Source organism: Campylobacter sp. MIT 21-1684, assembly GCF_026241315.1.
In the GTDB taxonomy this organism is placed as follows: domain Bacteria; phylum Campylobacterota; class Campylobacteria; order Campylobacterales; family Campylobacteraceae; genus Campylobacter_D.
Window position 1 is genome coordinate 1 of the sequence record NZ_JAPHNA010000037.1, and the last position, 4218, is coordinate 4218.

Genomic DNA, 4218 nt, shown 5'->3' on the forward strand with positions numbered 1-4218 from the left:
AAACTCATATTCACAATAAAAACAATCAATACAATAAAGACAAATAGAACTATCAAGTTAAAAAGATAAATAAACAAAAAAATAGAAACAAAGAGAATAAACAGCAAAAAAAATAGAAACAAAGAGATAGAAATAAAAATAAATAATAATAAAAACAAGAAATAATAAAGACAATAACAAAGTCCGCAATGAGCTACTTTTCCCTACCAGTAAGGTATAGTATCATCGCCCACGATGTGCTTAGCTTCTTGGTTCGGGATGGGACAAGGCGTTTCCACATCTGTATAATCACGGACATTGTTATGTAAATGTTTGTATAAACACTTAAAAAACAATATCAAAGTACAAGCTGTTTTAAAAACTCAACTTGAAGATTTTTTAATAAAAACCTTAACAAGGAAGTGATGCTTTCATAACTAAGAATTTTTAACTAGATACACTAAGTTAAAAAGACGAGTTACTTTTTAAGATAAGCCAAACGTTCTATTAGTACTGGTCAGCTAAAAGACTTTCATCTATTACACACCCAGCCTATCAAAGTGCTAGTCTTGCACAGAACTTAGAGAAGATTCATCTTAGAGCTAGTTTCACGCTTAGATGCTTTCAGCGTTTATCTAATCCAAACTTAGCTACGCTGCGATGCTCTTGGCAGAACAACAGCTACACCAGTGGTTTGTTCAACCCGGTCCTCTCGTACTAGGGTCAAATCTCTTCAATCTTCTTGCGCCCACGGCAGATAGGGACCGAACTGTCTCACGACGTTCTGAACCCAGCTCGCGTACCGCTTTAAATGGCGAACAGCCATACCCTTGGGACCTGCTCCAGCCCCAGGATGCGATGAGCCGACATCGAGGTGCCAAACCTCCCCGTCGATGTGAGCTCTTGGGGGAGATCAGCCTGTTATCCCCGGGGTACCTTTTATCCTTTGAGCGATGGCCCTTCCACACAGAACCACCGGATCACTAAGACCGACTTTCGTCTCTGTTTGACTTGTATGTCTCACAGTTAAGCTGGCTTGTACCTTTATACTCTACTAGCGATTTCCAACCGCTATGAGCCAACCTTTGTAAGCCTCCGTTATTTTTTGGGAGGCGACCGCCCCAGTCAAACTACCCACCAGACATTGTCCCACTTGAGGATAACTCAAGCTGGTTAGCTACCCAAATAAGAAAGAGTGGTATCTCAACAATGGCTCATAATAAACTAGCGTCTATTACTCAAAGCCTCCCACCTATCCTGCACATTCTTATCCAAATAGCAGTGTCAAGCTGTAGTAAAGGTCCACGGGGTCTTTCCGTCTTGCCGCGGGTAGGAGGAATTTTCACCTCCACTACAATTTCACTGGATCCCTCTTTGAGACAGCTCCCATCTCGTTACGCCATTCATGCAGGTCGGTATTTAACCGACAAGGAATTTCGCTACCTTAGGACCGTTATAGTTACGGCCGCCGTTTACTCGGGCTTCGATCAAGAGCTTCGCTAATGCTAACCCCATCAATTAACCTTCGAGCACCGGGCAGGCGTCACACCCTATACATCCTCTTACGAGTTAGCAGAGTGCTGTGTTTTTGGTAAACAGTCGGGAGGGACTCTTTGTTGTAAGTTATTTCGCTTTCGAAGTACATTCTAATACGAAATGAACCACACCTTATACCGAAGATACGGTGCTATTTTGCAGAGTTCCTTAAAGAGAGTTCTTCCACGCGCCTTAGAATACTCATCCCACCCACCTGTGTCGGTTTACGGTACGGGCAATAGTAGCTAAACTTAGAAACTTTTCTTGGCTCGACGGCATCTGGGGTTCTCCTCGCTATCCGAAGACTTTGAAGAGCCTTTCAGCTCTCGGTGTATTCTTACACGGATTTGCCTGTGTAAGCACCTACAACCTTAGACTAGCACTTCCATCAGCTAGCCCCCATAGCCCTAAGCGTCCTTCCATCGCACACTACTATTGGTATAGGAATATTAACCTATTTGCCATCATCTACCCCTTTCGGACTCGACTTAGGACCCGACTCACCCTACGATGACGAGCATCGCGTAGGAAACCTTGGGTTTACGGCGAAGGGGATTCTCACCCCTTTTATCGCTACTCATACCTGCATACTCACTTCTATTCGCTCCAACACTCCTTGCCGGTATATCTTCAACGCAAATAGAACGCTCTCCTACCGCTTGCATACAACTTAAATTATACAACTTATTGAGAGAAAATTCATCTTTTGATAAGAATGATAAAAAAGTTCTTTTGAAAGAGACTTCAAAGATTCTCTACTATAGAGAGTTTTGTATTTATAATCTAAGTTGTATGCAAACCTACAGCTTCGGTACTTACTTTAGCCCCGTTATATTTTCCGCGCAAAATCACTAGACCAGTGAGCTATTACGCTTTCTTTAAAGGATGGCTGCTTCTAAGCCAACCTCCTGGTTGTTTAAGTAACTTCACATCGTTTTCCACTTAAGTAAGATTTGGGGACCTTAGCTGGTAGTCTGGGTTGTTTCCCTCTTGACGACGGATTTTATCACTCGCCGCCTGACTGCTGTGATTGCATATAAGGTATTCGGAGTTTGATAGGGTTTGGTACATTGGTGTATGCCCTAGCCCATTCAGTGCTCTACCCCCTTATACTACTTCACAACGCTATACCTAAATATATTTCGGAGAGAACCAGCTATCACGAAGTTTGATTGGCCTTTCACCCCTATCCACAAGTCATCCCATAGCTTTTCAACGCTAGCGGGTTCGCTCCTCCACTAGTTCTTACACTAGCTTCAAGCTGCTCATAGATAGATCACTTCGTTTCGGGTCTGCAGCATCTGACTAAGCGCCCTATTCAGACTCGCTTTCGCTACGGCTTCGGTTTACTTAACCTTGCCAGACACCACAACTCGCAGGTTCATTATGCAAAAGGCAGTCCATCACACGACTACACTCCTTAGAAAATTTACTCTTGCTTTTAGTTATAAAACTAGAATTTTAAGACTAAAAACCTAAAACAAGGCTTTTTGAATTTGAGACGATTTTTGAGGCTGTGCAGAAAAAATAGATTGAGGCAAGACCTCTGCCGATTGAAATTTTTTCAAACTCCTTAAAAAGCGTCCAAAAGCAAAAGCCCTAGCTAAATTCTCTAAGGAATGCAGTATCGTGCTCTGAATGATTGTAAGCAAATGGTTTCAGGTTCTGTTTCACTCCGCTCACCGCGGTTCTTTTCACCTTTCCCTCACGGTACTTGTTCGCTATCGATCTGGTAGTAGTATTTAGGGTTGGATCGTGGTCGACCCGGATTCAGACAGGATTTCTCGTGTCCCGCCCTACTCAGGATACTGCTAGCGAAGTTTGTTTTTCGCATACGGGACTATCACCCTCTATGATTATCCTTTCCAGAATATTCTGCTAAACTCTCTTCTACACAATGCAGTCCTACAACCCCCAGTGCAAGCACTGGGTTTGCCCTCTTACGCTTTCGCTCGCCGCTACTGACGTAATCTCTTTTGATTTCTTTTCCTGAGGATACTAAGATGTTTCAATTCTCCTCGTTCGCTCCTTATAAGGTAATACATATTGCTATGTATTGGGTTGCCCCATTCGGAAATCTAGGGATCAAAGCTTCTTGACAGCTCCCCCTAGCTTATCGCAGTCTAGTACGTCCTTCATCGCCTTTACCAGTCAAGGCATCCACCATTCGCTCTTCGTAGCTTACCTTTTTTTGTTTTTCTTCTAAAACGCATCACTTCCTTGTTAAAGTTTTATAAGCTTTTATTCTAAGACGGAAAGTTTAAGTTGTGAAGCTTAAATGATGTTTTTATAAATCTTTAAAGTAAAAAGAAACTTATTGCTTGAAAACAATGATAAAGATTTGTTTCTCTAAAAACAGAAAAATAAAAGACTTAAAAAATAACAAGTTCAGTAAAATTGTTTTTAAAAACTTGCTTGTGACTTGAACAATGATTAAGTAAAAAGAACAGCCTTATAGCTTTTTCAAAAATTATAAAATATAAATAAAACTAATCTATAATATTTACATCTTTAATAATTTATTTGAAGTTACAAAGTAAAGCTAAAATTATACTTCAAGTTGCTTAAAATTTTATAAGGGTAATTTGATTTAAAATATATAAAATTAAAGAATAAACTTACCCACAGCATTTAATACAAATATCAATAAATTTAACAATTTTACTTTTTAAAAAGACATTTAGCTTTGCAGCATAGGTTAAG

General features: G+C 40.5%; 2 rRNA genes. Both read right to left on the minus strand.

Annotation, left to right across the window (positions count from 1 at the left end):
• Nucleotides 1-180: 180 nt before the first annotated feature.
• Nucleotides 181-296: ribosomal RNA gene (gene rrf / locus OQH62_RS08290) — 5S ribosomal RNA — on the minus strand.
• 169 nt (nucleotides 297-465) lie between these two features.
• Nucleotides 466-3702, minus strand: a 23S ribosomal RNA gene (locus OQH62_RS08295).
• Nucleotides 3703-4218: the final 516 nt, after the last annotated feature.